Annotated in this window: 38 protein-coding genes; 12 read left to right on the top strand and 26 right to left on the bottom strand. The window is 56.7% G+C overall.

All coding sequences use genetic code 11. The features are described 5' to 3' along the window. The first annotated feature begins 25 nt into the window (after nt 1-25). From H2Z84_RS19450 to H2Z84_RS19430, 5 genes are all read left to right on the top strand, one after another. A complete protein-coding gene (locus tag H2Z84_RS19450) occupies nt 26-706 on the top strand; it encodes an Arc family DNA-binding protein (RefSeq protein ID WP_181837425.1) in 681 nt (226 codons plus the stop codon). Nucleotides 707-778: 72 nt separating this feature from the next. Beyond that, nucleotides 779-1060, top strand: a complete 282-nt coding sequence (locus H2Z84_RS19445; RefSeq protein ID WP_181837424.1) for a type II toxin-antitoxin system RelE/ParE family toxin — start codon at nt 779-781, stop codon at nt 1058-1060. Nucleotides 1061-1069: 9 nt separating this feature from the next. Further along, nucleotides 1070-1345: a HigA family addiction module antitoxin gene (locus tag H2Z84_RS19440; RefSeq protein WP_439823309.1), complete on the top strand. Its 276-nt coding sequence runs from the start codon at nt 1070-1072 to the stop codon at nt 1343-1345. A gap of 535 nt (nt 1346-1880) precedes the next feature. Further along, on the top strand, nt 1881-2174 hold the full coding sequence (locus tag H2Z84_RS19435) for a DUF3761 domain-containing protein (protein ID WP_181837423.1): 294 nt from the start codon (nt 1881-1883) through the stop codon (nt 2172-2174). A 44-nt stretch (nt 2175-2218) separates the two neighbouring features. Continuing rightward, on the top strand, nt 2219-2455 hold the full coding sequence (locus tag H2Z84_RS19430; protein ID WP_181837422.1) for a hypothetical protein: 237 nt from the start codon (nt 2219-2221) through the stop codon (nt 2453-2455). 54 nt (nt 2456-2509) lie between these two features. On the opposite strand, the gene H2Z84_RS19425 is transcribed toward H2Z84_RS19430, so the two are convergent. The 16 genes from H2Z84_RS19425 to H2Z84_RS19350 all read right to left on the bottom strand — a co-directional run bounded on the left by H2Z84_RS19425 (nt 2510) and on the right by H2Z84_RS19350 (nt 14542). After that, the gene (locus tag H2Z84_RS19425; protein ID WP_181837421.1) at nt 2510-2932 is read right to left on the bottom strand and encodes a hypothetical protein; all 423 of its coding nucleotides are present in this window, start codon (nt 2930-2932) and stop codon (nt 2510-2512) included. A 13-nt stretch (nt 2933-2945) separates the two neighbouring features. Then, nucleotides 2946-3428: a hypothetical protein gene (locus H2Z84_RS19420; protein ID WP_181837420.1), complete on the bottom strand. Its 483-nt coding sequence runs from the start codon at nt 3426-3428 to the stop codon at nt 2946-2948. A 35-nt stretch (nt 3429-3463) separates the two neighbouring features. Then, on the bottom strand, nt 3464-3958 hold the full coding sequence (locus H2Z84_RS19415; protein ID WP_181837419.1) for a phage virion morphogenesis protein: 495 nt from the start codon (nt 3956-3958) through the stop codon (nt 3464-3466). A gap of 177 nt (nt 3959-4135) precedes the next feature. Next, nucleotides 4136-4528: a hypothetical protein gene (locus H2Z84_RS19410; RefSeq protein WP_181837418.1), complete on the bottom strand. Its 393-nt coding sequence runs from the start codon at nt 4526-4528 to the stop codon at nt 4136-4138. 89 nt (nt 4529-4617) lie between these two features. Continuing rightward, nucleotides 4618-5049: a hypothetical protein gene (locus H2Z84_RS19405; protein ID WP_181837417.1), complete on the bottom strand. Its 432-nt coding sequence runs from the start codon at nt 5047-5049 to the stop codon at nt 4618-4620. Nucleotides 5050-5101: 52 nt separating this feature from the next. After that, nucleotides 5102-6652: a phage tail protein gene (locus H2Z84_RS19400; protein ID WP_181837416.1), complete on the bottom strand. Its 1551-nt coding sequence runs from the start codon at nt 6650-6652 to the stop codon at nt 5102-5104. A gap of 64 nt (nt 6653-6716) precedes the next feature. Then, on the bottom strand, nt 6717-6884 hold the full coding sequence (locus H2Z84_RS19395) for a hypothetical protein (RefSeq protein WP_181837415.1): 168 nt from the start codon (nt 6882-6884) through the stop codon (nt 6717-6719). 3 nt (nt 6885-6887) lie between these two features. After that, nucleotides 6888-7724 carry a hypothetical protein gene (locus H2Z84_RS19390; protein ID WP_181837414.1) on the bottom strand — a complete coding sequence of 279 codons (837 nt, stop codon included), beginning with the start codon at nt 7722-7724 and terminating at the stop codon, nt 6888-6890. A 1-nt stretch (nt 7725) separates the two neighbouring features. Then, a complete protein-coding gene (locus H2Z84_RS19385; protein ID WP_181837413.1) occupies nt 7726-8364 on the bottom strand; it encodes a hypothetical protein in 639 nt (212 codons plus the stop codon). Nucleotides 8365-8367: 3 nt separating this feature from the next. Beyond that, nucleotides 8368-8769, bottom strand: a complete 402-nt coding sequence (locus tag H2Z84_RS19380; RefSeq protein WP_181834798.1) for a hypothetical protein — start codon at nt 8767-8769, stop codon at nt 8368-8370. A 2-nt stretch (nt 8770-8771) separates the two neighbouring features. Beyond that, on the bottom strand, nt 8772-9002 hold the full coding sequence (locus H2Z84_RS19375) for a hypothetical protein (RefSeq protein ID WP_181837462.1): 231 nt from the start codon (nt 9000-9002) through the stop codon (nt 8772-8774). Nucleotides 9003-9044: 42 nt separating this feature from the next. Next, entirely contained in the window at nt 9045-10211 is a 1167-nt protein-coding gene (locus tag H2Z84_RS19370) for a major capsid protein (RefSeq protein ID WP_181837412.1), read from the bottom strand. 156 nt (nt 10212-10367) lie between these two features. After that, nucleotides 10368-11135 carry a DUF6651 domain-containing protein gene (locus H2Z84_RS19365; RefSeq protein ID WP_181837411.1) on the bottom strand — a complete coding sequence of 256 codons (768 nt, stop codon included), beginning with the start codon at nt 11133-11135 and terminating at the stop codon, nt 10368-10370. A 90-nt stretch (nt 11136-11225) separates the two neighbouring features. Continuing rightward, entirely contained in the window at nt 11226-12611 is a 1386-nt protein-coding gene (locus H2Z84_RS19360; protein ID WP_181837410.1) for a DUF4055 domain-containing protein, read from the bottom strand. A 34-nt stretch (nt 12612-12645) separates the two neighbouring features. Beyond that, a complete protein-coding gene (locus H2Z84_RS19355; RefSeq protein ID WP_258869491.1) occupies nt 12646-13938 on the bottom strand; it encodes a terminase large subunit domain-containing protein in 1293 nt (430 codons plus the stop codon). Beyond that, entirely contained in the window at nt 13907-14542 is a 636-nt protein-coding gene (locus tag H2Z84_RS19350) for an HGGxSTG domain-containing protein (RefSeq protein WP_181837409.1), read from the bottom strand. Before H2Z84_RS19350 ends, H2Z84_RS19355 begins: the two co-directional genes overlap by 32 nt. An 84-nt stretch (nt 14543-14626) precedes the next feature. On the opposite strand from H2Z84_RS19350, the gene H2Z84_RS19345 reads away from it, so the two are divergent. Next, complete coding sequence (locus tag H2Z84_RS19345) at nt 14627-14872, top strand: hypothetical protein (protein ID WP_181837408.1); 246 nt, start codon at nt 14627-14629, stop codon at nt 14870-14872. Here H2Z84_RS19345 and H2Z84_RS19340 read toward each other — a convergent pair. The 10 genes from H2Z84_RS19340 to H2Z84_RS19295 all read right to left on the bottom strand — a co-directional run bounded on the left by H2Z84_RS19340 (nt 14862) and on the right by H2Z84_RS19295 (nt 19382). Beyond that, a complete protein-coding gene (locus H2Z84_RS19340) occupies nt 14862-15128 on the bottom strand; it encodes a hypothetical protein (protein WP_181837407.1) in 267 nt (88 codons plus the stop codon). The two genes, H2Z84_RS19345 and H2Z84_RS19340, sit on opposite strands and share 11 nt — an antisense overlap. Nucleotides 15129-15226: 98 nt before the next feature. After that, nucleotides 15227-15484, bottom strand: a complete 258-nt coding sequence (locus tag H2Z84_RS19335) for a hypothetical protein (RefSeq protein WP_181837406.1) — start codon at nt 15482-15484, stop codon at nt 15227-15229. A 638-nt stretch (nt 15485-16122) separates the two neighbouring features. Further along, nucleotides 16123-16692, bottom strand: coding sequence for a RusA family crossover junction endodeoxyribonuclease (locus H2Z84_RS19330; RefSeq protein ID WP_181837405.1), 570 nt, complete (start codon nt 16690-16692; stop codon nt 16123-16125). Then, a complete protein-coding gene (locus tag H2Z84_RS19325) occupies nt 16689-16922 on the bottom strand; it encodes a hypothetical protein (protein ID WP_181837404.1) in 234 nt (77 codons plus the stop codon). Before H2Z84_RS19325 ends, H2Z84_RS19330 begins: the two co-directional genes overlap by 4 nt. Beyond that, entirely contained in the window at nt 16919-17125 is a 207-nt protein-coding gene (locus H2Z84_RS19320; RefSeq protein WP_181837403.1) for a hypothetical protein, read from the bottom strand. Before H2Z84_RS19320 ends, H2Z84_RS19325 begins: the two co-directional genes overlap by 4 nt. After that, a complete protein-coding gene (locus H2Z84_RS19315) occupies nt 17122-17940 on the bottom strand; it encodes a replication protein P (protein WP_181837402.1) in 819 nt (272 codons plus the stop codon). The genes H2Z84_RS19320 and H2Z84_RS19315 overlap by 4 nt, the downstream gene beginning before the upstream one ends. Beyond that, on the bottom strand, nt 17894-18700 hold the full coding sequence (locus H2Z84_RS19310; RefSeq protein WP_181837401.1) for a hypothetical protein: 807 nt from the start codon (nt 18698-18700) through the stop codon (nt 17894-17896). The genes H2Z84_RS19315 and H2Z84_RS19310 overlap by 47 nt, the downstream gene beginning before the upstream one ends. 4 nt (nt 18701-18704) lie before the next feature. Beyond that, entirely contained in the window at nt 18705-18923 is a 219-nt protein-coding gene (locus tag H2Z84_RS19305) for a hypothetical protein (protein WP_181837400.1), read from the bottom strand. Continuing rightward, nucleotides 18920-19150 carry a hypothetical protein gene (locus H2Z84_RS19300; RefSeq protein ID WP_199106011.1) on the bottom strand — a complete coding sequence of 77 codons (231 nt, stop codon included), beginning with the start codon at nt 19148-19150 and terminating at the stop codon, nt 18920-18922. The genes H2Z84_RS19305 and H2Z84_RS19300 overlap by 4 nt, the downstream gene beginning before the upstream one ends. Nucleotides 19151-19175: 25 nt before the next feature. Further along, the gene (locus tag H2Z84_RS19295; protein WP_181837399.1) at nt 19176-19382 is read right to left on the bottom strand and encodes a hypothetical protein; all 207 of its coding nucleotides are present in this window, start codon (nt 19380-19382) and stop codon (nt 19176-19178) included. A 41-nt stretch (nt 19383-19423) separates the two neighbouring features. On the opposite strand from H2Z84_RS19295, the gene H2Z84_RS19290 reads away from it, so the two are divergent. The 6 genes from H2Z84_RS19290 (at nt 19424) to H2Z84_RS19265 (ending at nt 24323) form a co-directional block, all read left to right on the top strand. Then, nucleotides 19424-20206, top strand: a complete 783-nt coding sequence (locus tag H2Z84_RS19290) for a S24 family peptidase (protein WP_181837398.1) — start codon at nt 19424-19426, stop codon at nt 20204-20206. Between the two features lie 62 nt (nt 20207-20268). Further along, a complete protein-coding gene (locus tag H2Z84_RS19285; protein WP_181837397.1) occupies nt 20269-20493 on the top strand; it encodes a hypothetical protein in 225 nt (74 codons plus the stop codon). Between the two features lie 256 nt (nt 20494-20749). Beyond that, entirely contained in the window at nt 20750-21850 is a 1101-nt protein-coding gene (locus H2Z84_RS19280) for an acyltransferase family protein (RefSeq protein WP_181837396.1), read from the top strand. A gap of 813 nt (nt 21851-22663) precedes the next feature. Next, a complete protein-coding gene (locus H2Z84_RS19275; protein WP_181837395.1) occupies nt 22664-22888 on the top strand; it encodes a hypothetical protein in 225 nt (74 codons plus the stop codon). 30 nt (nt 22889-22918) lie between these two features. Then, complete coding sequence (locus H2Z84_RS19270; RefSeq protein ID WP_181837394.1) at nt 22919-23497, top strand: hypothetical protein; 579 nt, start codon at nt 22919-22921, stop codon at nt 23495-23497. A 397-nt stretch (nt 23498-23894) separates the two neighbouring features. After that, the gene (locus tag H2Z84_RS19265) at nt 23895-24323 is read left to right on the top strand and encodes a hypothetical protein (RefSeq protein WP_181837393.1); all 429 of its coding nucleotides are present in this window, start codon (nt 23895-23897) and stop codon (nt 24321-24323) included. Nucleotides 24324-24350 lie beyond the last annotated feature (27 nt).

The following is a 24350-nucleotide window of genomic DNA, read 5'->3' as shown; positions in this document are numbered from 1 at the left end:
GTGAAGGCATGCTAGAATTTTTCTTATGGCACAGCTAAAACCACAAGACGACTACATTAAGACCGCTCTGCGTCTTCCTCGAGACCTGCACGCTCAAATTCAGGCTGCGGCAGCAGTGTCGGGCCGCTCGATGAACGCCGAGATTGTTCATCGCCTTGAGAAGTCATTCGGAGGCACCGGCCGCGTCAAAGAGCGCCGAATCGGTGAGCTTTACGTTGGGTTTCGTGAGTGGTGCAAAAATAATGAAAGAGATCCAACGAGCGCGTATCATGCATTCGCCGCCATCTACAACAAGGATCAGGCGGACGAGACTATGGGCAAAATTGCCGACCTCGACATGATCGCTCCCGAATTCTTGAGCGAACTTCATATGACTTGGGGTATGCAGGTCCCAAACCAACTGCGCGCACAAGGCCTCGACGTCGGCACCAGGCAAGCAGACGACTGGGACAAGTCCAAGATTATTTCCCCGATCGAGGCAATCCAAGAAGCACTTCCACTTGAAGATCCGCAGAGCGCCAGTGCACTGAGACGCGCGACCAGCACCTTGCTTATGCGGCAATTCGAAGCTGCCATCTTCAATGCCATTGCACAGATCAGCGATGAAGAAATTGCAGCTATTAAGCGGGATTCACACCTTTTCGATGCTGAGACCAAAGAGCCAGTCCGCATTCCAAAGCCAACCTTCCCCAAGCCAAAGCGCTGAACTGCACACCAAGCCGCCTCCGGATAGCAATCAGTCCTTGCTTTGCGTGTAGTGTAGCTATACACTTATCACATGATCGTATCGTTCAACCACAAAGGCCTTGAGGCGTTTTTCACCAGTGGTACAAAGAAGGGCATCCGCCCTGACCACGAAAAGAAACTACGCCGGCAGCTTACCCAGCTTGATACCGCTACGTCCCCCGGTGATATGGCGGTTCCGGGGTGGAAGCTTCACTCATTGAGCGGCGATCTGGAAGGCCACTTCGCGATTACTGTCAACGGCAACTGGCGGCTGACTTTCCGCTTTCTTGCCGACGGCAATGTCGAACTGGTCGATTACCAGGACTACCACTAGGAGATCACCATGATGCATAACCCCGCACACCCCGGAGAAGTGCTCCAGGAATGGCTAGAGGGCATCACGATCACCGATGCCGCAGCGGCACTTGGAGTGACCCGGGTAGCGCTATCTCGCATTCTCAATGGCCATGCAGGCATCAGCCCGGAGATGGCTTTGCGTCTGTCAGAAGCGCTTGGAACCAGCCCGGATACCTGGCTGAAAATGCAGATGAATTACGACCTGTGGCAGGCCCTCCAAAAGGGAACGCCCAAGGTGCAGAGAATTCTGCAAGCAGCCTGACCCGAAAGCCGCCTCCGGGCGGCTTTTTGCCACCCTTGGAATCCATTCTGCCAGCGCGACCTGGCCGGACAAAATTGCTCCGCTCAAAACGCAATCTGCTTTCTGTTCCTGCCAAACTGCCGGCTCTCGCTACCACCAGCGGATTGCGTGGATGAAGTACCCAAGCGCCACAAGCGTAATAACTGTCCAGATAGCCCAAAAACGAGCGGTAGGAAGTGTTGCCATCTCTCGTAACTCCATGAGAAGTTTGCTAAAATCGAACAATGTTCTCGTCCTTCCTGCTCAAGGATGTAGAAACAAGAAAGCCCCGACAGCTGGTAACTGTTCGGGGCTTTCGCTTTTGTGGTGTACAAACCGGCTGATACCGAACATGGCATCAGCGTAGTGCTAGTGGGCGAACGGAAACAGGGGGGGATTATGGTGAGTTACCTTGGCCGCCCAGAGAAAACTGCTTTTTGTCTGCATCATCGCCTTGCTACGATGACGCCAATAAATCCACATGGCATGATTGGCCTTTCCCATTCTGGAGCTTTCCATGCGCCTGATCGCACTCGCCATCGTTGCCGCCCTGGTCATTCAGCCAACTTTTGCAAAAACACCACCGAAGCATGACATCACTACACAAGACCAGGTGCAGGACGAGTCCCAACTGGTCGAGCATGGCAGCTACGTGAACAAGGATGGCCGTACAGTGCACAGCCCGGCGCACACCAAGTCAGGTGGTAAACCGGCCGGTGCGACTGCCAAGTGCCGCGATGGCTCATGGAGCTTTAGCAAACATCACCAAGGCACCTGCTCACGTCATGGCGGCGTCGAATCCTGGCAATGAAATAACAAGCTCCGCAGTTGCGGGACGATTGAGCAATCTAGATTATGAACTTCAGCAATCTACTTTCTGAGCTGGCTCCGCTGCGATACCTAGGTGGTTTGTTGTGCCTACTTGTGCCGCTGTGCGCCATTGCTGGTGTCTATGCGATCCGCGCGGCTAGGGAGCAGGGCAAGAATTGCCACGAACAACGCAGGAGTGCGCTTGATGCCTTCGATACGGTCAAGCTCATCGGCGTCGTAATCATTGCAGCTTTGCTCTTCTGGCTGGTTTATCCGGGGTAGGGCACAGGCAACAAAAAGCCGCTCATGAGCGGCTTTTATTGTGGCTGGAACTTGTTAGTTCACAGTAGGCTTATTGGAGATTGGGAAGTGTTCGCGAGCAAGTGTTCTTTTGAAAATAACCTTCCCATTTTTGGGATCAAGCAAGCTTTCACGGTCATCGCTGATCTTGTAGTTGAACGCATTTTGCAATGATGCCGGGAGCTTTTCCATTCCAGGAAAGGTGATATAAAGCATATCACCACTGCGGCTTGCACTGCCCTCGTTAATAAGCGTAGATGATCCTAGCGGGCCGTGCTGTTGGTGGTACACCTTACCTGTCATCGAAATTTCAATAACTGCATCGTAGCCTCGCCCCTTACTGTCGTAGCGATAGCTGCCGGCAACACCCGCAACTGTAAATTGGATGATTGCCCAGCCTACAATAATGATTGCTCCCACCAGACCGATAGTATATGCAATCGAATTCTTAGTTTTCATTTTCAGACTGCTTTCAATCAAATACTGCAAGGTCGCAAGATTTCAAGATGAAGCGCTTGATCACTTCGGCAACCTCCGCGTACTTCCCAGGGACGTCTGCTGCAGTCACAGTGACCACTACAGGATCTTTCCCATCAAATTCAACAACGTACTTACCTGCATCCTTACTGAGAGTCAGGGCAACACCAACTTCAGTTTTCGGGAGAGCGTTTGGTCGCTCTTCCAATGCAGTAACAACCACGAATGACAGGGCGAGGCCTGGGCCTGTTTCAAGTGCTTGTGTCGGTACTTCTGCAGTCAGACCATCCTTCGCTTGGGCAATATAGGTGTAGAGCCGATCCTTGCCATTTGCATCCCGGTAAAAACGATCCGCTAGTTTGAGCGATGCCTCGTATTCAACATGCAGTTGCGCAATTTCCAGTTTCATTTGATACCAAAAATCCCAGCGGCGATCCGAGTACTCTTTAAAGCGGTCACGAATTTCACTGTATTCCATGGCTGGCAATCCAATGTGTTGTGGTGAGAGCATTACTATACCTCTTTGTCATTATCATAACCAAGGCTCGGGTGAATCCGCTCACCACCCACCAGGCCCGACACAGCCGCCTTTCCGATCACCTTCAGGATGAAATCCTTGTTCCGGAACGCTGCCGGCCCCATTACCGGCCGGGGCGGCATCTTGGCCGTGCCAAACTCGTGGTAAACCATCTTCGGGTCTTTTGACCCGATCACCGCTTCAAGCCCATGCACTTCGTGCGTGATGCTTTCCCGCATCTCACCTGACCGTAGCAGCGGCGCATCCACCGGATAGCCGTGAGCGGCCTTGTCCTGCTCGGTCGAGTCGGCCAGCTCCGCCCACTCAGGGAAGGGGCCGACTGCGCTCTGGTAGTGGCCGATCTCCTCCTTGGCAGTCTGTTCGATCTTCCTGGCGCACACTTCAAGACCATGCTGCAGTTCGATGACCTGCTGTGCCGGCAGAGCGGCAAAGTGGAGAGCCAGGTCGCCCAGCGTCTTGAACTCAACCATCTTTGCGCTCCTTGAACTGCATGGCATGCCAGTCGAACTCGTTGCCCTCAAACTCGCTGAAGGTGATCGACATGGCGGTGCGCTCATGCGGCATCAGCGGTCCAACATCAAACACCCGGTCGAATGGAACCCCGTTTCGTACCAGCCAGCAGCGGCTGCGGAAGTCGGGGTTCTGGGCTAGTTTTTTGCGGCGGCCTGCTCAGCGCTTTGCGCTGCCTTGTCGGCTTCTTCCTTCATGGCTTCGAACTTGGCCAGCATGTGCAGGTTGATGGCTGTCATGCCTTCGGTGCCGAGGATTGTCAGCATGCCTTCCAGCTCACGAATGGTGCGGGGCAGGCCGTAGTAATCCTCGTCGATGTATTCGACCATGGCGGCTGGCAGGGCGAAGCCGTTCATGTAGGTGGAGTTGGCGGCCGCGTCGCCACCCACGGCTATGACCAGGCGGCCCTGCTGCAGCGGATCCAGTTGGCGCAGGGTAATCACCCGGCCTTTGCTGTCGGTGACGGTTTCTTTGGCGGGAGCGGCCGGCTTGGCAGCCTCTTGCGGAGTGTCGTGTACTTTCAGAACCATGATGGTGTCCTCTCGTCAGAAGTCGTCAGGTTGGCGTAGCTGGCCGGCGACGAACCCGGCCACGGTGCCCCGCTGCCACGCCGAAGGGGTCAGCCCACTTTCTTGCGGCGGCGGGCAGTGAACTTGAAGGACTGGGTGATGGTTTTTTCGCCCTGCTTGGTACCGGCATTGTCCAGGCGCAATACCACACCTTCATAGCGATACACGGATGTGCTGCCGCCGGTCTCGGTAATAGTCTCGGTGATGGTGATCGTGCCGTTGCTCACCCCGTTGAAGTAGTTGTCTTCCCACTGAGCTTGATAGTTGTCGGCGGTACCATCGGTACGCTCCATGTCCAAGTCGCCTTCCCATCCCTTGGGAGTGAGCAACTCGTCGGTGTTGCCATCCAGCGTGGTGATTTCCTGGTTAGCGAACTTCGGCTTGCTGGAAAACTTGGTGACCTTGGGCAGGCGGAGCGGACCGCTCGCCGTGATGATGTCGATGGCGACATCACGCCCCAGGCTGTAACCCTGATCTGCCATGGCAGTCTCCTAAAATGCAAAGCCCCTCACGGAGAGGGGCTTGCAGGTTCAATTAGCGCGGGGTGGTCGATGCGGTGATGGTCACGGAACCCCCACCTTCGATATTGACGAGGAAGTAGCGGACTTCATTCAGGTACTTCACCTGCACATCCGCCTGCATGTAGCCCAGCGCCACGCGGCTGTCCGGGTTGTTCGTCTTGTCCAGTTGCACGCTGAAGCACGGACCACCGTTCGGGTCGCCGATCATGCCCTGACCTTGCAGGTTGGCAAGGAAAGTCTCGATCGAGCTCTTGGTTTCCCGGCGCAGATCCAGCGTCTGGTTCTGACCAATCACGTAGCCATATGCCGCAGCAATGGTCAGCGAAATGAAGTTGGTCATCCGGGTGTAGGTATCCCGGTTCTGCGTGGGGTTGCTGGAGCAGTTCAGACCGGAGCGGTGGCCAAATTTGGCCCCAGCAGGGATTGGGTTGGTGATGACATCCAGTCGAGCAGTGTTGATTGCTCCAATCTCCGGCTGGCTGTACGGCTGTTCCGCCATCACTCGCTGTGTGCTGACGACCGTGGTCAACTGCTTATTCAGCGGAGAGATGTGTGGCGACAGTGCAGCCAATTCGGCGGCGGAGAAGGTTGCCGGTGCCAACATGCGGTTGATGCCGTTGACCTGGTCATACCAGTACACCCAGTCACCCACCATTACCTTCAGGGCGTAGCCGTCCACGCCAGCAGTGTTCAGCGTGGTGGATACGGTGGCATATGTTGCGCCAGCGGGTCCTTGGGTAACGACATACATGCCTTCCGCCAGGCCGAATGTCAGCATGGCCGGCCACTGGGTGCTATCGGTCAGATCCACTAGATTGACCACCTGTGCACCGCTGCCGCGCAGGGCGTACATGCCCTTGCGGGTGGTGCTGGTGCCATCAGTGCCGACCAGTAGCGCATCAGTAATGGTTGTCGCGCCATCCGTGCCGCCGGTGAGCGAGTACACCGTGCTGACGTTCGGGGTGGTCGTGGAGGTGCCAATCGTGGCAACAACCAATTGCGACGGGCCACGAATGCCAGACAGGCCGTTGTTTACAGCCGACACCATGTTGGTCCACAGCGCAGCGCCGGTACCGGAGATGTTGTCGAACACTTCAGGCGTCAGGCCTGGCATGCTGATGGTCAGCTTGTAGCTGTTCACCGCAGTGCCCGCAGTGACAGCTGCCTGAATGGTGTTACCCAGCGTGCCGGTGTAGAAACCGGTCAAGGTGATACCGGTGACTGTGCCGGCGACATCCTTTACAGCCACACTGGCAGCTACATCAGTGCCATCAGTGATGCGCACAGCGCGGATATTAGCCGCACCCATCTGCAGCGATACGGCCACGGCGGTGGCTAGGTCGTACTTGCGCACTTGCTGACTGCCAATCCGGCGTTGCATGTCGGCCGTGGAGCCGATCAGGAACGGGCTATTAGTCGGGCCCCACGATGCGACACCCACGATGCCGAGGATGTCTGTGGCCACGCCGTTGATCAGGCGGGTTTTCGGTGCGATGACCTGTACATACAGGTCGGGCGCGGTAAGCGCGGCGGTATTCAAACTGCCTGCCTGGTAAACGGGCATGGCGTTCCTCCTGGAATGAAAAAACCCGCCACAGGGGCGGGTTCTATCGTTGAGCGGGTGGCGCTTATTCAGCGGTCGGCGCGATCTTGTTCACGTAGCCGGCGCATTCGCCAGCCAGGATGTCGGCTACAGCCTGGGCATCCTTGATGTGGTCACCGCGCTGATAGTCGGCAAAGGGGTGGATCACCACCAGCTCGACGGCCGGGGCGGCGGGGGCGGACTTGTCTGCCATGGGTTACTCCTGAATGGTTCGAATTGGCTGGCCAGTAGCCTGGCTGGTGATATTGGTGACCGGGGCAATGACTTGCGGCGCGGCTGCCGTTTGCGTGGTGGCAAAATCCACCGTGTAGAACAGGTCGCGACGGTACAGGCGAGATTTTTGCATCTGGTCGCTTTCGAAGCTGTGGCTGTACAGCAGGATGCCGTGCGAGCCATCCGGAAACACAACGTCGCTACTGATCGACAAGGCCACGTCCACCGCGCCAGCAACGGCGGAGCGCATGGCCGGCGTTTGCGCCCAGATGCTGATCTGGAATTGCTTTTCCTGCCTGCGCAGCTCCTGCATGGCAGTGCCTACAGCACCGACCCGCGCCGTCACGCTGTACGCACCCGGGATGGTCAGTGCTGCACCGCTACTGCTGACGGCAGGGAAGTCCGAATAGAGCAGGGCGGCCAGTGCCGTAGCAATGCTTGTCAGCGTGTCGGCGCCCTGCACGGCATAGGCGTAGCCCTTACCATTGACTAGCAGGTATACGTTCTGCGGCGTGGTAACCGTACCCCCCAGCACCACCTGATTGAGCGTCACCGCTGCGGTGATGGTAGGGGAGCCGGGGGCGGTTATCTGCCAGCGCCTGCCAATGTGGCGGCTGGTTTTACGCTCCGTTGGTAGCGAGTACACGCTGACATGGGCAATGCCGGCTGCGAGATCAGTCTCGAGCGCGTTTGGCGCCGGCCAGCCGGGGTAAATCTTGGCCGGAACGCCGGCGGCGCTGGGGTTTCCCGTTCCGCTGGGGTACACAGCCTGTGCCGCGATGGCTGTCAGGACATTCAGGACATCAGAAAGATCAGCCATATCACACCTGCGACTGCATGGCGGTGATCCGCCAGCCCATATCGGTCAATTCGGCGCTGGAAACGGTATAGCGCCGCCCGATGTCATCCGTGATGATGTCGGATGTGCGCAGCACGATACCGGGCCATGCCGGCATCAGGATCGCCCACCATGGCGTCCGGACATCGCCCGGCAGCTTGGCGTCGTTCTGCTCGCCCTTCGTTCCTTGCAGCACGCTGGCCGGCCAGCCGGACATCAGCACCTGCTCGGATGCCACGGTGTCTCCGCCGTACTCCACCTGGCCGACGCTGCTATCCATGCTGACGCGCAGCACGCTGACGGTGCGATTGCACTGGACGCAGTAGATCGGCAGCAGGTCCTGCATGGCTGCAACGAAATACGTCCCCTGACGTCCGACCAAAAAGTCACCCGGCTCAACGTTCGTGCCATCGAAAATACCCAGCCAGGTGGCCTGGCCGTATTTGTTAGGCTGGCTGAAGGTGAAGTTGGTCGTGAAAGAGCAGGGCAGCGATTGCTGTGCGGTCGTGACCAGCGGGCTGTTAGGCGAAGTGGCCCGAAACTGCTGGTAGGAAAAGCCGATCCTCTGCACTGCTTTGCCATAGCCCTTGTAGACCTTAGCGATCAGCTTGCTGCCGTTCATTGCTTACCCCCGCGTCACGCGAATGCCACCGCCCAGCCCAAGACCAGGCCCGGGCGTTGCGCCAATGAACTGGCACATGCGCCGACGCCAGGAATCAAACAGCCGGTCACGGTCGGCCTGTTCAAGAGCGTTGTGAGTCCAGACGGAGGCCTGTGCCGTGTCCAGATTGTCACGAATGCCGATGATGTCCTGTTCCATGTTGTTCAGCGGAGTCAGGTAGGTGTTGATCAGCACCGCTTCTTCACTGGCACTCAGGGTGGTCAGCCGCTGATGAAGCGACATGGTGACCATGCCGAACTGCACATAGACCACATCCTGATCATTCGTGATCGGCATGGTGGTGCCGGCCAAGGCATATCCCATGTAGCGGCGGGTGTCGGCCATTTGTGCGTCGGTCAATGCCATTTTCAGGCCCCTTCGTTGCCGCCTTGGGTGGTGGTGTCGGTTGTGCCATCACCATTGGTGTCGGTAGTCGCCGCCGCAGTCTTTTTGCCCTTGGCTTTCTTGGACGAATCATCCTTGGCCAACTCATCGAACAGCGCATGATCTTCGGTCAGATCGGTTTTGTTGATGACGATGTAACCGAGCGGGTTTTCTGCGGTGACCTCTGCGGCAATCTTTACGGTTTCCAGTTCCATGATGGTCTCCAGACAAGGGGCCGAAGCCCCCTGTGTCGTCGATTAACCCAGCAGCTGGGCGATGTGGTTGGACTTGATGGCTTGGCAGCCCCAAGCCAGACGCACGTGGTAAACCAGTTGCATGAACTGGCGGTACACGGCCACATCGAACACGATGCCACTCACCGGGTCGGTAACCTGGATCACGTCATCGGCCATGTCCATAGCTTGGCCGTCCGGGCCGATCGGCATCTGCGGAGAGCGGGTGATCAGCTGGATGGCGCTGGAGCTGAATGACAGGTTCGGCGTGGCGGCAGCGCCGACGGTGACTGCAGTGGCTGCTGCCGGAATGGCCTGCAGCAAGCCCGGAGCGGCAATGGTTACCGCGCCTGCTGCGGAAATGCCGCCGGTCACAACGTACTTATTGGCATCGCCTGCAAAGGTGATGGTGTTGCCGTTCAGAATGGTGCCAGTACCAGTGATCAGATTGATCGCGGTAGCACCGATGGCGTAGCCAGCAGTATCGGTGGTGTAGCTGGCACCAGTGCCCTTGGCGACCGATTGCACCGCATTAGAGTTGCGGATCATCTGACCTTCCAACTGGCCGATGATGCCGCGACGCAGCAGCTCATCGGTGCCAGATTCATTCACCTTGAACAGCACGTTCTGCTTACCGCGCAGGTTGGCAATGGCGGAGGAGCCCAGCACCAGGTTTAGATCGGTCTGCGGCGCACCGTTGTCATCCAGAATCTTGCGCACCTGGGCGATATCGGACAGATCGCCAGCGGTACCAAAGGGAGCCGTGCCAGGAGTGCCGTAACCGCGGGAAGCGTTCTGGTAGGCAGTGGCGAACAAATCTGCTTCGATCTGGTTCGCCAAGGTGCGGAAAGCCTGGACGAACTGGTTTTTCAGGATGCCTGCATAGGTGCCGGCATTGTTCAGGCCGCGCTGTTCTTCACCGTTCCAACGGATCGGGTAGTGCTTCGACTTGCTGATGGTCATCGACACGTTGCCGATGTTGCTGTCGCCGGTGTTCGGTGCGGTCACGTTCGGGGTGTTATCACCCAATGCGCCCTGAGCGGCAATCGGAATCAGAATTGCTTCGCCCACGGCAGCGCGTTCAGCACTGGAGTTGCGGGCCACGGCTGGGATAAAGCCGATTTGTTCGCGGGACACGATGTCCAGCGATTCATAGATGGTCGGGATCAACCCGGTCAAGGTGTTTGCCATGAGGCATATCTCCAGATAATGGTGATGAGTGAATGAATCCGTGCATCGGGCCATCCAGCCCATTCGCGGCACCCCATCCGGGGTTAGATCCAGAAATGCAGAACCCCACCGATGTGGGGTTCTTTACAGCGAGCAGCCTGTTGTGGCTGCAAAAAATCAGTCAACGAGGGCCAGCTCACCTTTGCTTGCAGCTTGGGCGGTCGAGGCCTGCTCGGTCGGGGACAGGGCATTGAACTGTGCGCGGGTCACAGTGCGCTTGCCGCCTGCGCCGCTTCCACCACCCTGAGCACCGCTACCGGAGGCACCGGAACCCTTCAGGATGTGATCCTTGTGCGGGTAGGCGTCCACCAGCAGTTCCAGCGCTTCATCGAAGCTGGCGAGTTCGCCGGGCGAGGAGCGGCTATACAGCTTGTTGCCAGCGGAGTCCTTGGCAACGATCTTGCCGTCTTCCAGGGAGAAGGCATTGCCGAAGCGTGCCTGTACCAAGTCGGCCGGGATGGCGAACTTCTCGGCGATCAGCTTGGAGCGCGAGAAGGCGCCACCAATACGCTCACCATGCAGTTCGGCTTCCAGCTGACTGGCCTTCTCAACGAAAGGCTGGTACTTGGCTTCGAGCGCCTTGGATACCTCGGCCTTGATCTTGTCGACTTCGCCAGCATCAACCAGCTTCTTGGCGTCCAGATTGGCCACAATGCCCAGGGCCTTGCGGGCAGCGTCGGCATCATCAATGCCCTCGAACAGTTTCAGCCGGCCTTCAGCGCCCTCGGCACGTTCACGGTGTGACTTGGCCTCGCCGTTCAGCCGGGAGATGGTGTTAACAGTGGAAACAGCATCGAACGGCACTTCTTTGCCGTCGTCGTGCACGTATACCGGCTTGCCATCAACGACAACAACGTGGCCTTGGTCATCAAGCTTCAGTTTCATGGTCATCCAACCTATTCAATGGGCTATCCAGCCCAGGGCACCCCATCGCATCCGCGAATTTGGGCAAGAAAAAACCCGCTGGGTGGCGGGTCAGGTAATCAACTCGGATTTGGTGGGCTTGGGCAGGGCGGCTGCCTTCGCTATTTCCTTCGGCACATCCACGTCGGGGCTGAGAATGCCGCGGCGTTTCAGTTCATTCAGCAGGGTTTCCAGCGTCAGAGCGCCACCGGCCTCCATGTTGAACAACAACTCTGCGTGTGCCTCTGCCAGTGTGGCGGCACCAAAATCAGAAAACAGGCTGATGTGGCCGGCATGGGTGATGCCAATCCACTCCGCGGCCACTGCCAGCGCTTGGTCGATGGCGTTTTCCAGATGCTGGGTGATGCGCTGCAGGGCACACATGCCCGGCTCGTTGTCGGCCAGCGTCTGGGCCTCTGTGATGTTGCCCGGCTTGATGACCAGCAACTCCGCACCGATCTGCCGCATCCGGTCTTCCAAATCCAGCAGCGACTTGCGGCCGGCCTCGATAGCGGCACCGCTGTGCTCCACGTAGCGCAGATCGGCATGCTCGGCATCCGAACTCACCAGCGAGCCGGCACCGACCACAATGGCGGTCTGGCCAAGCTGGCGGCCGAACAGCAGCGGCACCCTTGCAACGTGCAGAATGGATTGCTGATCCGACTTGCTCTGCCAGTGCTCAATGTTGGCGTGGGCCAGCTCAAGCATTGGCGGGGTGCTGGTCATGAACCCGGTGCGCTTGCCGTACACCGGCACAAACGGGATGCCGGAGTAGGTGGTGATGCCTTCCTGATGGACGAACCATTCCTCACCATCAGCAGACTGGCGCTTGCGCCATGCCTGCCACGCGCCGGGTGTGTAAACCTTGATCTGCTCGACCAGCTTCTCACCAAACTCGCCGTCTTCCTCGAGGCATTGCTCCAGCAAGCGCAGCTGAGTCAGCTTCCATTCCCCGCCATCAATCTGAGCCTTCCAGCCCAGGATGTTGCCCGGATGAATTTGTACGAAATAGGGACGGATGCCGCGCATCTTCTCGTCGGCCCTGGTGCGCACTCCTTCGGCAACGGGCACATCCACCAGAATGCCGGCCATGCCGTAGGCCATCGCCTCTGCGGCGACATCGGCGGCAAACACGTCCAGATTGCGGCCCTGCAGGTCGATGTTTTCGAACAGTGCCTGTAGCTCGGTCGGCACGTCCTTGTCCACCGTGATCGGCTTTGAGAACGGCTTGGCCGAGAGTACTTCGACGGTGCGCTGGTAAGCCGGAAATAGGGTGGCCGTGGCCAACCTGGCGGCGTAGCTGGGCCCGTCCTCTGCCGGCCACTTGGGCAGGTAGGTTGGCCCGGCCACGCGCATGGCTTTCGTGCCACCCATCAACGCAGCCACGAGCTGCCAGTCATTCTGCATGGCTGCCACGGCTGCCGAAGGCTTGCGTACGGCATCGTTTTTGACTTGCATGCGGTTTCCTGAATGATTTGGCCCTGTAGCGTGGCTACAGGCGCAATGGTGTTTGTGTGGTGGTGCGCTTTACGATTGGCCACAGCCGCACGATGGGGTAGGTGCCAGCATCATTGACGTGGTCGACGCCAGATTTCTTGTCCGGCTCGCCGTTCTTGTCGTATGCCTGCTGCTCCAGCCCCTCGGTGAACTTGGGGCAATTACGGGTGTTGACCTTCATGCGGCGCACGCCATCGCCGTTCAGCAGCATGGCATTAGTGGCCAGCACACGATCCTTCACGGCCGGGTTTGCCCCGGTCACGTGGATAGTGAAACCAGCCTGCTTGAGAATGCTGATGTCCGACTCGGATGCCGACTTGCTGCTGGTGTTCTGGCCGCTAGCATCGGGATAGATCGTGATGGCATGGCCTTTTGCCTTGAACCGCTCACTGATCAGTCGTGCCATATCAGGTGTGTCACGGACATCAGTCAGCTCTGCCACTGCATGCGGGAAACCATCGCGGATCACATAGACCACTGCAGCCATCTTCAGCACGTTGAAGTCCATCCCGATGTGCAGCGCATCGCCGGGGCGGATTTCCTCGTCAGTGTGATTCAGCTTACGGTCAAAGCACACGTAGACCGTGCCGCTCACCAGGTTGCAGAACAGGCCGTTCAGATAGGCCTTGATCAGCTGCGGCGGGTAGCTGGCGAGCAGTGACGGGATGTAGTCCGCCGGTAGGTTCAGCTCATTGTCGTAGGTGGAAGCCTGAATCAGCCCATAGAGCGCTTTCAACTCAGGTTTTTCTGCCACCATTTTTACGAACTGTTCGTAGACGAACTTGAATCCTTCCGGTGTGGTGGTAACATCCACGCCGTTTTTCAGGCCGTCCACCTTGTACCGCATCCGGGCAATGATCTTGCGCCAGGCATGCTTGGCCTTCTCGGTCTTCATCACGTCCAGTTCGTCGCACAGCGCTTTGCCTATCTTGAAGCCGATGATGGTTTCAGGCTTTTCCATGGACCGACAAATGATGGTGCCGCGTGACTTCCTGCCCTCGAAAACGTGAACTTCCTTGTTGGACTCGTTGATTTTTACCGTCAGCCCCCAGTCGAATGCCACTTCCTCAATGGTGGGGTAGAAGATGTCGCGAATCTGGGGGTAGGTGGGGGCGAAGTAACCGGCATTGATCCTGGGGAACTCCCAGAAATGCTGCATCAGGCCGCCGCAGCCTACCCAAGTCTTACCGGAGCCAAACCCAGCCACGTAGCCGCGGAATTTATGGGGTAGGGCAAGGAACTGCGATTGAGGTACGTTAAGGCTGGGCATCGTCGTACCTTCTAGCATCCTTCACTTCGACTACCACCCGGACCGGCGTCGGCGATGCCTCGTCCGGGTTTTCCAACTCTTTGGCGGTCTTGGTTATTTCCAAGCGCTTCAGCTCAACATCAACCTGGTGCATCTCACCGTCACGGGCATTCTTGCCGAGCTTCAGATCGGTATCTGCCTGGATGGCCAGGATCTGAACCCGGCGCAGCTCCAGCGACTCGATACGCCCGGTCAGGCGGTCGATCAGGGTGGCGTAGTCCTTCACCTGGCGCTTTTCTTCGTCGCCTGCGGCCATTGGCCCACCACCAGAGCGCTCGACCGTCTCCACCAGCTCCAGCGTATCGCCGCGCTCTTGCTCAAGCTGCAGGGCGCGCATCAGCCGGATGCGGGTAAGCCGTAGCTCTTCGTCCACGCTGCCCAGCTCAAGGCAGGCTGCGATCTTGCGCTCCTCAGCCGTCAGGAACTGGCTGTACAGGCTGCCGGGCTTGGCGGCGTTCTTGTTGCCGCGCTGGTTCTTCGGCCCTGTGCTTTTACCGCCATGCAAGGCACACCGGCGCTTGCCCGGTAATGCCTCGCGCTGGCACTTCCCGCCTTTGCGGGTTGTCGCCCCGCACTTCGGCATGGTCGTACCTCATTCAAGGGAGTTATTGCACCAGGGCTTTCGCCTCCTCGGCGGTGTATGCTATGTAGATTGCAAGGAGGTTCTATGCTAGGAATTGATGTCAGCGGTGTCGTTGCCGAGATCTATGCAGTCGGGTTGATTCTTCAGATTGCTATCGCGCTTTGCATCATGTCTGTTTGCGTGGCTTACATTCGGTCTGCTTTACAGGGCAACGATTCAGCCAAAATCAAAAAAGACGTAAGAGAGACGCTTTCAACAGCCTGGATAGGTGGCTACCTGTTTGTCGCTGTAGCGATGACGGTAATTCTCCCCCGGCTCATCACACCCTGACCATCTCCGGTACGCGATGGCGGGGCAGCACAACATAATCGTCAGGCTTGCCCGGCTCAAGGTAGGCGAAGCGGATCGTGGTCTGGCTGATCTCAGCCACACGGGCAGCACGTCCGCTAGCCATCAACACATGCTGGTCCTGCTTCAGGTGGCAGGCGTCTAACACAGCCTTGGCGTGTTCGAGGTGCATGGTGATGGCTCCGGACATGAAAAAAGCCCCGCAAATATGCGGAGCTTGATGTTGGGTAATGCTCAAGATGTCGGCGGGCAGGCATAGCTCAACCACCACGACGTCAAGATAGCACACTGTTGTCTTTACTAGTCGCCGCGAAAGAGGCTCGCATATATGCCAGATTAGTCAACGATTTTAGTAATCGTGCCGCCGCTAGCAGTTGTCGTTGCATCACTTTCACTACCAATCGGGTACTCGGTGAAGCTGGATTTGATAGTGATGGCATTGCCACAGTCACAATTAAATTCGACCAAAGCTTCATAATACAGTGCAGCACCCATCTGACGGTCATCTCCCGAAACTTGTTCGTATTCAACTTCTGAACCCTGGACAGTGTGGGGCTCGTGACATTTTTCACATTTTAATTCGATACTTTTCATGACTTCTCCGTTCTTGTGTGATTTAAAATATGTGCGAAATGCACACCTGCAAGTGTGATCCTATTATGTGTATTCTAAAATGAATACGAGAAGTATATTTTTTAGTCATAAAGCTTAACTGGCATCATTTCGTAAGCATTTACAAGTTTCTTCCCAGGCCCTCCTCGCTCCCGAGGTGTGGCTATCACCTTTTCTGCCCGTCGAAGCTTTACAAGCACACTCATGATCTCCGCTGGTTGGTACTCAAAATCTAGTGCAGCTTCGATCTCACAAAGAAACATGGGGCGTGGTGCTACAGCCAACACATCAGCCAATTTTCGGGACAAGCCATTTCCTCTAGGCCGCTTCATGCCACCCTCCGATTGCTATCCAGCCAACTGCGGCCAAAGCGAACTGTTGCCGCACACAGAATTGTGTCGAATGCCCTCGCTGACATGGCCAGCCGGCGCGCCACTTGATCGTCTGCCAGGTGCGGGTAGTGAACGTGTCTTGCACGCAGCACCAGCTTTTCTTGATCAGGGAGCGTATTCACAAGTGCTTCAACACGCTCACCGGTACGCTGGTCGTACTTGAAGCGAAAGCGCTTCTCCTGATCGTCAGAGAAGCAGTACCGGGATGGGTCTCTGACCCAGTTTTTTTCAATCCCCGCGCAGGTTCGACGCCAGTTTCCGGTGTCTACCGCCCAAAGACCCCAGTGTTTCAGTGCTGCTGCAGGTTCCATCATTCCCCCTTGTTGCTCTGTGTTTCTGTCTGGCTGCGAACAGCCCTTGTTGCGCCCGTTCCGGTACCAGCTGCGTGATGGTCACCACCACCCGCGCATCGCCGTCAGGTTCCATGCGTTCGCCAAACAATTTTCTGACCCACTTGTCGTCGTGGAAGACCAGCCCCTTCAGCGAGTCCAGCAGCACCTTGTTGGCGTTATCAAGATCAATACACTGCACGTCATCGTCCCAGCATTCGGGATCTTTCTTTGCCCGGCGCGCCCAGTCCTGGGGGCGGTGCGGGTACAGGGCAATATCAACTGCCACACGGCCGTCGAACGGCTTACGGACGCCGGCGCGGTGGATGATGCCGGCCACCAGTTTCTTGTACGCTTTGGCCTCGGCAGACAGGGTGGTGACCGGGGCTTTGAAGCCCTTGGGCATGTAGGTGCGCCAGTAGCGGTTGGCCGATATCGGGTAGGGCAGCACCAGGGTGATGGACTTCATACTTTGGCCTTTCTCTCGTCGTGCCAGCCCCAGCCTTCCCAACCGATATCCAGCAGCTGGCCGCACGCTTCGCATTCGACAAATCTGTTTTCCACCGGCACACGGAAATCGCCGCTGTCGTCCTCGGCAAGCTCAATGCCCTGATCCTGTGAGTGTTCGCACATCGGGCAAACGAACTCGATGCAACGGGGCAGCAGTCGAGCCGGAATGAAATCAAATTCCCCGCTCATGCCGCCTTCCCTTTCTGATCCAGATCCCATTCCACCCTCACTCGCGCCTTGAGCGCCTCCACGTCCTGGCCACGCTCGGCAGCACGGTGGTATGCCGCCAGCCGCTGCGGTTTGATCGTGCGGGCCAGCATTCGGGCTTCACAGGCCGGGCAGCCCATCTGGTACACGTTGGCGCCACGGTTGGCGCAGCAGTCGCAGCTCATGCCGCCTCCATGGGGTTGGTTTCCTCATCCCGGTACTTGGCCGGCAGGTGCTTCAACATCTCCGGGCCAAGCTTGTAGCCGTGCTTGAACAGCACCTCAGCCGCCATGGTCTGGCAGAAGCTGGCCGCTTTCGGATAAACACCGCGCTCGGTTTCGTCGGCGATGGCCTTCCAGCAATCAAGTTTCAAGCGGCCTTCACCGTGGTTGAATCCCTTCACCGCACCACCCAGTTCAGCCATGCGGCGCTTGGCGGTTTCGCTGTCCATCTTCGGGGCCGGCAAGGCGCGGTCAGGGGCCACGTCAGGGATCGGAGCCATGTTGCTGCGGTTGGCGTCCAGCGCCGCTTTCCAGCGGCCAGCAACGTGTCGGTACTCGCTGGTCAGGATGTCACCGCCCATGGCGACAGCGGCCCAGTACAGCGCAGGGGACGGCCAGCTCTGAGGCAGATGCGCCCGGCGCTTGCCCATCTCTGTGGCGGCACGGTAGTACAGGGCTTCCGCGTCCGGTGCGCTCTCACCGCCACGGCAGGCCTTCAGGAACTTCGGCAGGCTAGGAGGCATGTCGTGTTCACGGCGGCAAACCTTGATGCCAGTAGCGGCCATCAGCGGGGTAATGCCTTCCTCGACGAAGGCTTCCAGCCAGGATGCACGCCAGTTGGCAATGGCGGATTCGCCTTTGAAATTCGCCCGCCACAGGTTCGGGTACATGCCGTCCATCTGGTTGTACAGGTGGTCGATCAGTGCCAGCCCGTCGAGCTGGTTGCGCGGTTCAGTCCACGCGGCTGCATTGGCCATCGATGGCGTCAGACTGTCCATTGCCGGTGCTCCTGCGGTTGCGGTTTACGAATTCGGTGGGGTCAAACTGGGCTTTGCTGCCAGAGGCTTGGCGCTGCTGGTCTTTGCCGCTACCGAACTGGCGGGCAGTGCGCAGCCATTTGCTGAATGCAGCATTCCAGTCGGCGTAGGTGCTGCCCTCGGCGCGGTGGTGGTCCAGGAACTTGGCCAGCTCGGCGTGAACGTCCAGGTTGAGGTTTCCAGCCAGGGCGACGTGGGTTCGTGCTGGCTGCATGTCGGCAGGGGCTGTGGTGCGAGAGCTGTCTTGCGCGGAACTCTCACCTACCGAACGTAGTGAGGTAGGTGTTTCTTCTCTTATCTTATCTAGCGTGACATTGCGTGACTCGGCGTGACATTGGCTGTTTTCGCGGGTCTCTTTTTCACGCTGGCGCTGCTCTCTTTTGCGCTGAGCGGCTGATTTGGTGCCGGTTTCAGGGTTTCCGTCATCCTCACGCTTTACTTGGCGGGATTCCCAGCCAGACAGCTTGGAGCCCTCAAGGACGCGGCCTTGCATAGCGGCAAGAACGGAAGAAATGGCATCCTCTGTCACATCGAGTGCACTCGCCAAATCTTCCGGCGTGACATCGACGTGACCACGCGTGACATTGCGTGACGCATCAACAAGCAGGTGCACATACAGGGAAATGACCAGCGTGATGGGCTGCCCGGAAATGCGGCTGATCGTCCGCCATTTCGGGTCGTTCGGCATGTCATGCCAGAGCCTCAGCCATTGATTGCTCATGCTGTCATCCCTTGGAACTATCAGTCCCAGCGCGTCCCAGAACGTCCTTGGCTTCAATCTCTGCTACGCGGGGGTGCAGGACGCCATAAGCGCTTCGAAGGGCGTGATAGCCCAGGAATTCGGGGGTAGTGAGCCCTTTTGCCGCAGCTTTCGAGGTCAGATCGGCAGCTTCAGGGGCGGGGAGGTGAATATCGAGGCGGACATCCTGTGTTTCGTTGGTCATGCTGCGGCCCTTTTCGTCCCAGCCTGGGCCGGCTCGTCACTGATATTCACCAGCAGGTCGGGAATACTGCCGACAACACCAAGCAGCGCCTGATCGGCGATGCGGGCGAGGGCGGCGGAATCGCTGTCGATACCGAACAGCAGCTTGTACTTCTGCAAGGCGAGATAGGTCGGGTCACGCAGGCGAGATTTAACCTCGTTCCGGAACTCAGCGCGTTTGCGTGCCATATCGAATCCTTTCGAATGGGGTGGGTTAGGCGGCCATCTCACCGGCCTGTTGTTCCAGCTGGCGGATGACTTCAAGGTTTTCGAGTACAACGCCGGCAGGAATGCCACGACGTTTCCAGTTGTTCACGCGCTGAGTCGTGCCTTTTTTGGCAGTGTCCAGGCCGAGTAAGCGTGCAAAAGCTGCGTCGCCGCCGGCGGCCTCGATGATCTGCTCGCTTCGCTTGGGTTCCATTTACACCTCATGTGTACATATCACAGATAGGATTAAACACCATGTTTACACAACATGCAACAGTACGTGAAACAACAGGCTGTTTACTTGGTGTAGTCTCGGTAGCTATGAAATCTGATTACGAACGCCTGCTTGATGCGGCCAGGGAGAAATTTCAGGGTGTGGTTGAAACCCCGTCTGACCTTGGGCGATTGATTGATGAGTCTTCCCAGACGCTGACCAACTGGAAGAGTCGGGGGCTGCCGTCTTCGAAAATTACGAAATTGGCAAAAATCGTTGGCGTCTATCCGGCGTGGCTGGAAGATGGAACCGGCGATAAGTGGCTGCCAGAAAATGCAGCCGGGAAAATTCCAGAGCCGGTCATCCCGGCCGGTGCCTCTGTAGTCGCCTACGACAACCCCGACGAGCTGGACCCTGACCGCTACGTCTGGATCGACCGGTACGACATCAACCTGTCGGCCGGCTGTGGCAACATCCAGTGGGTGGTGAACCAGAAAGACCCGATCTGCTTCCGTGCGGCCTGGTTCAAGTTCAAGGGCCTGCCGCCTGAGGATTGCAAAGCGTTGTATGTGCGAGGCCGCTCAATGGAGCCGGTGCTGCAGGACTACGACACGGTGCTGATCGATACCAGCAAGAAGGACATCGTAGACGGCGACGTGTACGCGGTTTGCCTGGCGGATGAGTTCTACATCAAAGCCGTGCACCGCAAGCCCGGTGCGGTCGTGCTCCGCTCTTACAACAAGGACTTCGAAGACATCGAGGTAGTGGGCGAGCAGATGAATCAGCTGTGCATCATCGGCAAGATGGTCTGGCGGGGCGGGTAAGTCAGCGTTTACATACGCGACGATCTGATTACAAGTCAGGTGATCTACGGCAGGAACCCGCGATGGCGGGTTTTATTGCAAAGACTGCTACCAATGACGTTGGCAAGGAGTGCGAAATGTCCGGAAAAATTCCGAAAATCGTTTGGCTGTATGTGGCTGGATTCTTGGCTGCTTTGATCCTGCTCTACCTGGATCACGAGCAAGACCGGTCAACTCACCTCAGTCCGAACCGCATCGAGCGGGTGCCGTGTTCTAGTTGGTGGTGTGGCGTAACGAAAGCATTGTGATGAGCAGGAAGTTTACGAAAGTTACGTGGATGTGCATAGCCGGGGCTTTGGTGTCCCTGACGCTGCAGTACGTCGATCACGCGCAGGATCAGGCCAGCCACTACCACTCAAGCCGCCTGGTGAGGCTGCTGGCGAAGGTGTTGTAGTGGGTATAGTCGGCAAGATGGTGTGGCGGGGTGGGTGAGTAAGAGTGTTGATTTGGTTTTTTTATTTGCGGCAATAGCATGAAAAAAATGCGATAAAGAATTAAATAGGAATGTACGAATTGAAAGTAAGATTAGATTATCTAGATGCTTTACGAGGTTGGGCGATACTGATAGTAATCGCTTTTCACGTCAGCTTTCCTGCTGGAGGTAATTTTCCACACTTATTAGAAGATGGCGCACGTGGTGTTGAACTTTTTTACATGCTGAGTGCATTCACACTTTTCCGTACAATGACATACAAGCACGGGGCGGAAGAGTGCTGGATTCGAAATTTCTTTATACGTCGAATATTTCGTATTGCGCCAATGTTTTATCTTTCCATTCCTATTTATTTATGCTTGTATTCTAACTGGAATTTAAAAGAACTGTATTCGCATGGTGTGGATTTAAAGCAAATTATTTCCCTTGTTTTGTTCATTAATGGATTTTTTCCACAATACATTAATTCTTTAATGCATGTGGAATGGTCCGTTGCTATTGAGATGATGTTCTATGCTTTAGTACCATTCCTATTTGCTAGAATAAAGAGCACAGAAGCGGCACTCTACCTAGCACTTGGTGGGCTTGCTGTAGGTTTTCAGCTTACTAACTACTTCTCTCAACACCCACTAGTCCATGATCCAAAGGTTTGGAGTGACTTCATGTACATGTGGTTACCTAATCATTTTGGCGCTTTCTCTTTTGGTGTGTTGGCACATTTTCTGTGTGTAAAGCAACTAGACAGAAAATTCTCCACGCCTCTATTTTTGGCAAGTATTTTCTTTATTTTCTCTTTATGGAAAGGTGGGGATATTTATGGAGTACAGCACCACACGCTTTATGTATTCCCGCTACTTTTAATGCTCATCAGCCTGAATGCCAAGTCGAATCCTTTCGTTGTAAATCGATTTACTATCTTTTTGGGAAAAATCAGCTTTAGTTGCTACCTTCTCCATTCTGCTGTTTGGCCAATTATCTATAACTTTATAATAGATCCGCAATGGCCAGCGGCAGTAAAGTTCAGCATCCTCTTCCCCGGAACGCTTGCGGCGACTATGATTATTTCAACATTAACCTATCGAATAGTTGAGTTGAGAGGGGTTGATTTCGGTAATCGACTCATACGTCGACTAAATTCCAACCGGCCACCGGCCTCCTGCCAGTCATCCTAAGCACTAACCCGCTTCGGCGGGTTTTTTCTTGCCCGCCAGCCGCCCAGGCCGCACACTTGACCCCCGCCGGTATCCTTCCCTCGGATAAAAACCAACCAGCCAGCTGAGCCCCGCCACGTGCGGGGCTTTGTCTTTTCTGCAACAAAAATTCTTCATTGGCTGTAAACATATTGTTGCCTTTTTGGTTACACAGCCACGTCTGTTGTGTACACATGTTGTTGACTGTTGTGTAAACGTAGTGTTTAATTAATCCCATCAGCCCAGCACACAGGGCACCGCTCCTTACACAACCCAGCAGCAGTAACGGCACACCGCCCACCGGGACGGCCTGGCAGCAACCAGGCGCGAAGAGGGCGGCATAGCACCGGCACACGAACCAATGCGACCAGCGGCATCAGGCGGGGGAGAGAAACCTTGCAGGGTGAGCGGGAGGCGGCAGGGCCGCAAGAAGCAGAGGCGGGGAGTGGAGTCGGGTGAAGTGGATCTACTGGTGACCACGGCCAGGCGACCGAGCAAAGGAAGCGAACAGGTGGAGTTGAGTCGTAGCCCAAAGAAAGCGCAGGACAGGCAGCTACCGCACACCAATAAGTATTGGCCTGATGGCAAAGGCGGCGTGGTGCATGCAGACGGTCACAAGCCAAGTGACGCTGGACGACGTAACCAGCTGGCTGGCCTTCTCCGGAGGGCCGGCACCAAAGCGGTTTGGGTGGTGTTGAAAACGCCACTTTTAACGACAAAACCTAATAACCACGCGGGTTATAGGTGGGGGGGCAACAGGGCGTTTTGGTGTTTAACGATCACAAGGAGAGCGACATGAAAATCCGCATCGGCCACCCGGCATACACCGGTACTAACGCCATGAAATGGCACGAAAGCTACGCCGCCGCTTTGGCAGACCTCTTGCATCGCGGCATCAAGATGACCGAGGCGCAGCGTGCACTGTCCTTAGCAAAGAAAAACGTCGGCGCTATTGCTACTGCTGACATTGAGTTTCGTGGAACACGCATGTTTGGCTGCGAGGCCATGTTCTGGAACTGAGCACCCTGCCATTCGCAAGAGTGGCAACACATGAGCCAGTCGCAGCTGGTTGATGTGTTTAACGAGGAGGTGGGTATGGGATTGGATATTTCCGCGTACAGCGGACTGCAAAAACTGGACTGTGTTTTTAACAAAGACGGAGACCCGATCGACGCGCAGACTCGCGAGTACATCGACTACGACATGCATGCATATGTAAATCGGGACTTTCCAGGCCGAGCTGATGACCTGGAAGATGGGGCCTATTACACGGCAAAGGACAGCCTCGGATTCAGAGCTGGCGGATATTGCGGCTACAACCATTGGCGAGATCAGTTGGCCGAGCTTTCTGGGTGGGCACAAGGGACGTATACGCAGTATGGCCGGGAATATCCCAGCTTTTCGGCGAGTGCTTGGAAAGCAAGTAGCGGCCCATTTTGGGAGCTGATCAACTTCAGCGACTGCGATGGAACGATTGGCGCTACGGTTTCCGCAAAGCTGCATGCAGACTTTGAAGCCTTTCAAGAGAAGGCGTCACAGCATGCCGATGAAAGATTTGTCGAGATTTACGGCAATTTCAAGGCGGCCTTTGCCCTTGCATCCGAAGGCGGCGCCGTACGGTTTCACTGAGCACCAAGGCGAGCGGCGGCCTCAACAGCTGATGCGTCGGGAATGTGCTGGAAAGTTCGACGATAAGCCACAGCAGCGCTGACACCCCCGGAAAGACGGGGGCCAACACATAAGCGGAGGCGTGGAAGCTGTGCCAAATCATCGGCACTGGAACACGCGGGAAGGGCGGGAACAAGCGCCCATAATGAGGCCGAAAGGCTTGAGGTTCCGGGCAGAGCCACAATTAGCGCGGATGCGCCGTCATCGAGAAGTGCAGTTCTGCCGCAGCCCGTGTCGCGACTGGCCCGCTTATGTGTTGGATGTGGAAACGAGCCTTGGGCCGGTGAAAGCCGGCCACTTTTTCACCCCCAGATTTATACCGGCCGCCTTGTGCGGCTTCTTTTTTGGAGCCGCACAAATGGAAATCGAATACGGACAACTTGAAGGCGAGACATGCAAGCGCATGGGCTGCCAAGGCGTGATTGAAGAGCATCCCCGCGAAAACTGCAGCTGCCACATTTCCCCGCCGTGCCATTACTGCACTACGCCACGGGAATACTGCCCAGATTGCGGGTGGGAGGCAAAGGACGACATGGTGATTAATGACTGTGTGGTCAACGTCAATAAGGAAACGGGAACGTACCGGACGTGGACGCCACGGCCATTGGATGAAACCAAAATTGACTGGCACAGCAAATCACATAGCAGTTGCTCAATGATCAAAGAAGGCTGCTACCCGCTAGGAACGACCATCGAAGAAGTGCGGAAGGTAGTTGACGGTACGTTTGGCGGCAGCTTCGAAAGCTTTGGCGGTGGCAAGTTCAAGTTCATTGCCTACACAGATTAACCGCATCTCCTCAGCAGTCCCTTTGCC

It is taken from the genome of Aquitalea aquatica, from assembly GCF_013911085.1.
In the GTDB taxonomy this organism is placed as follows: Bacteria; Pseudomonadota; Gammaproteobacteria; order Burkholderiales; family Chromobacteriaceae; genus Aquitalea; species Aquitalea aquatica.
This window is presented reverse-complemented; position numbering and strand designations above follow the sequence as displayed.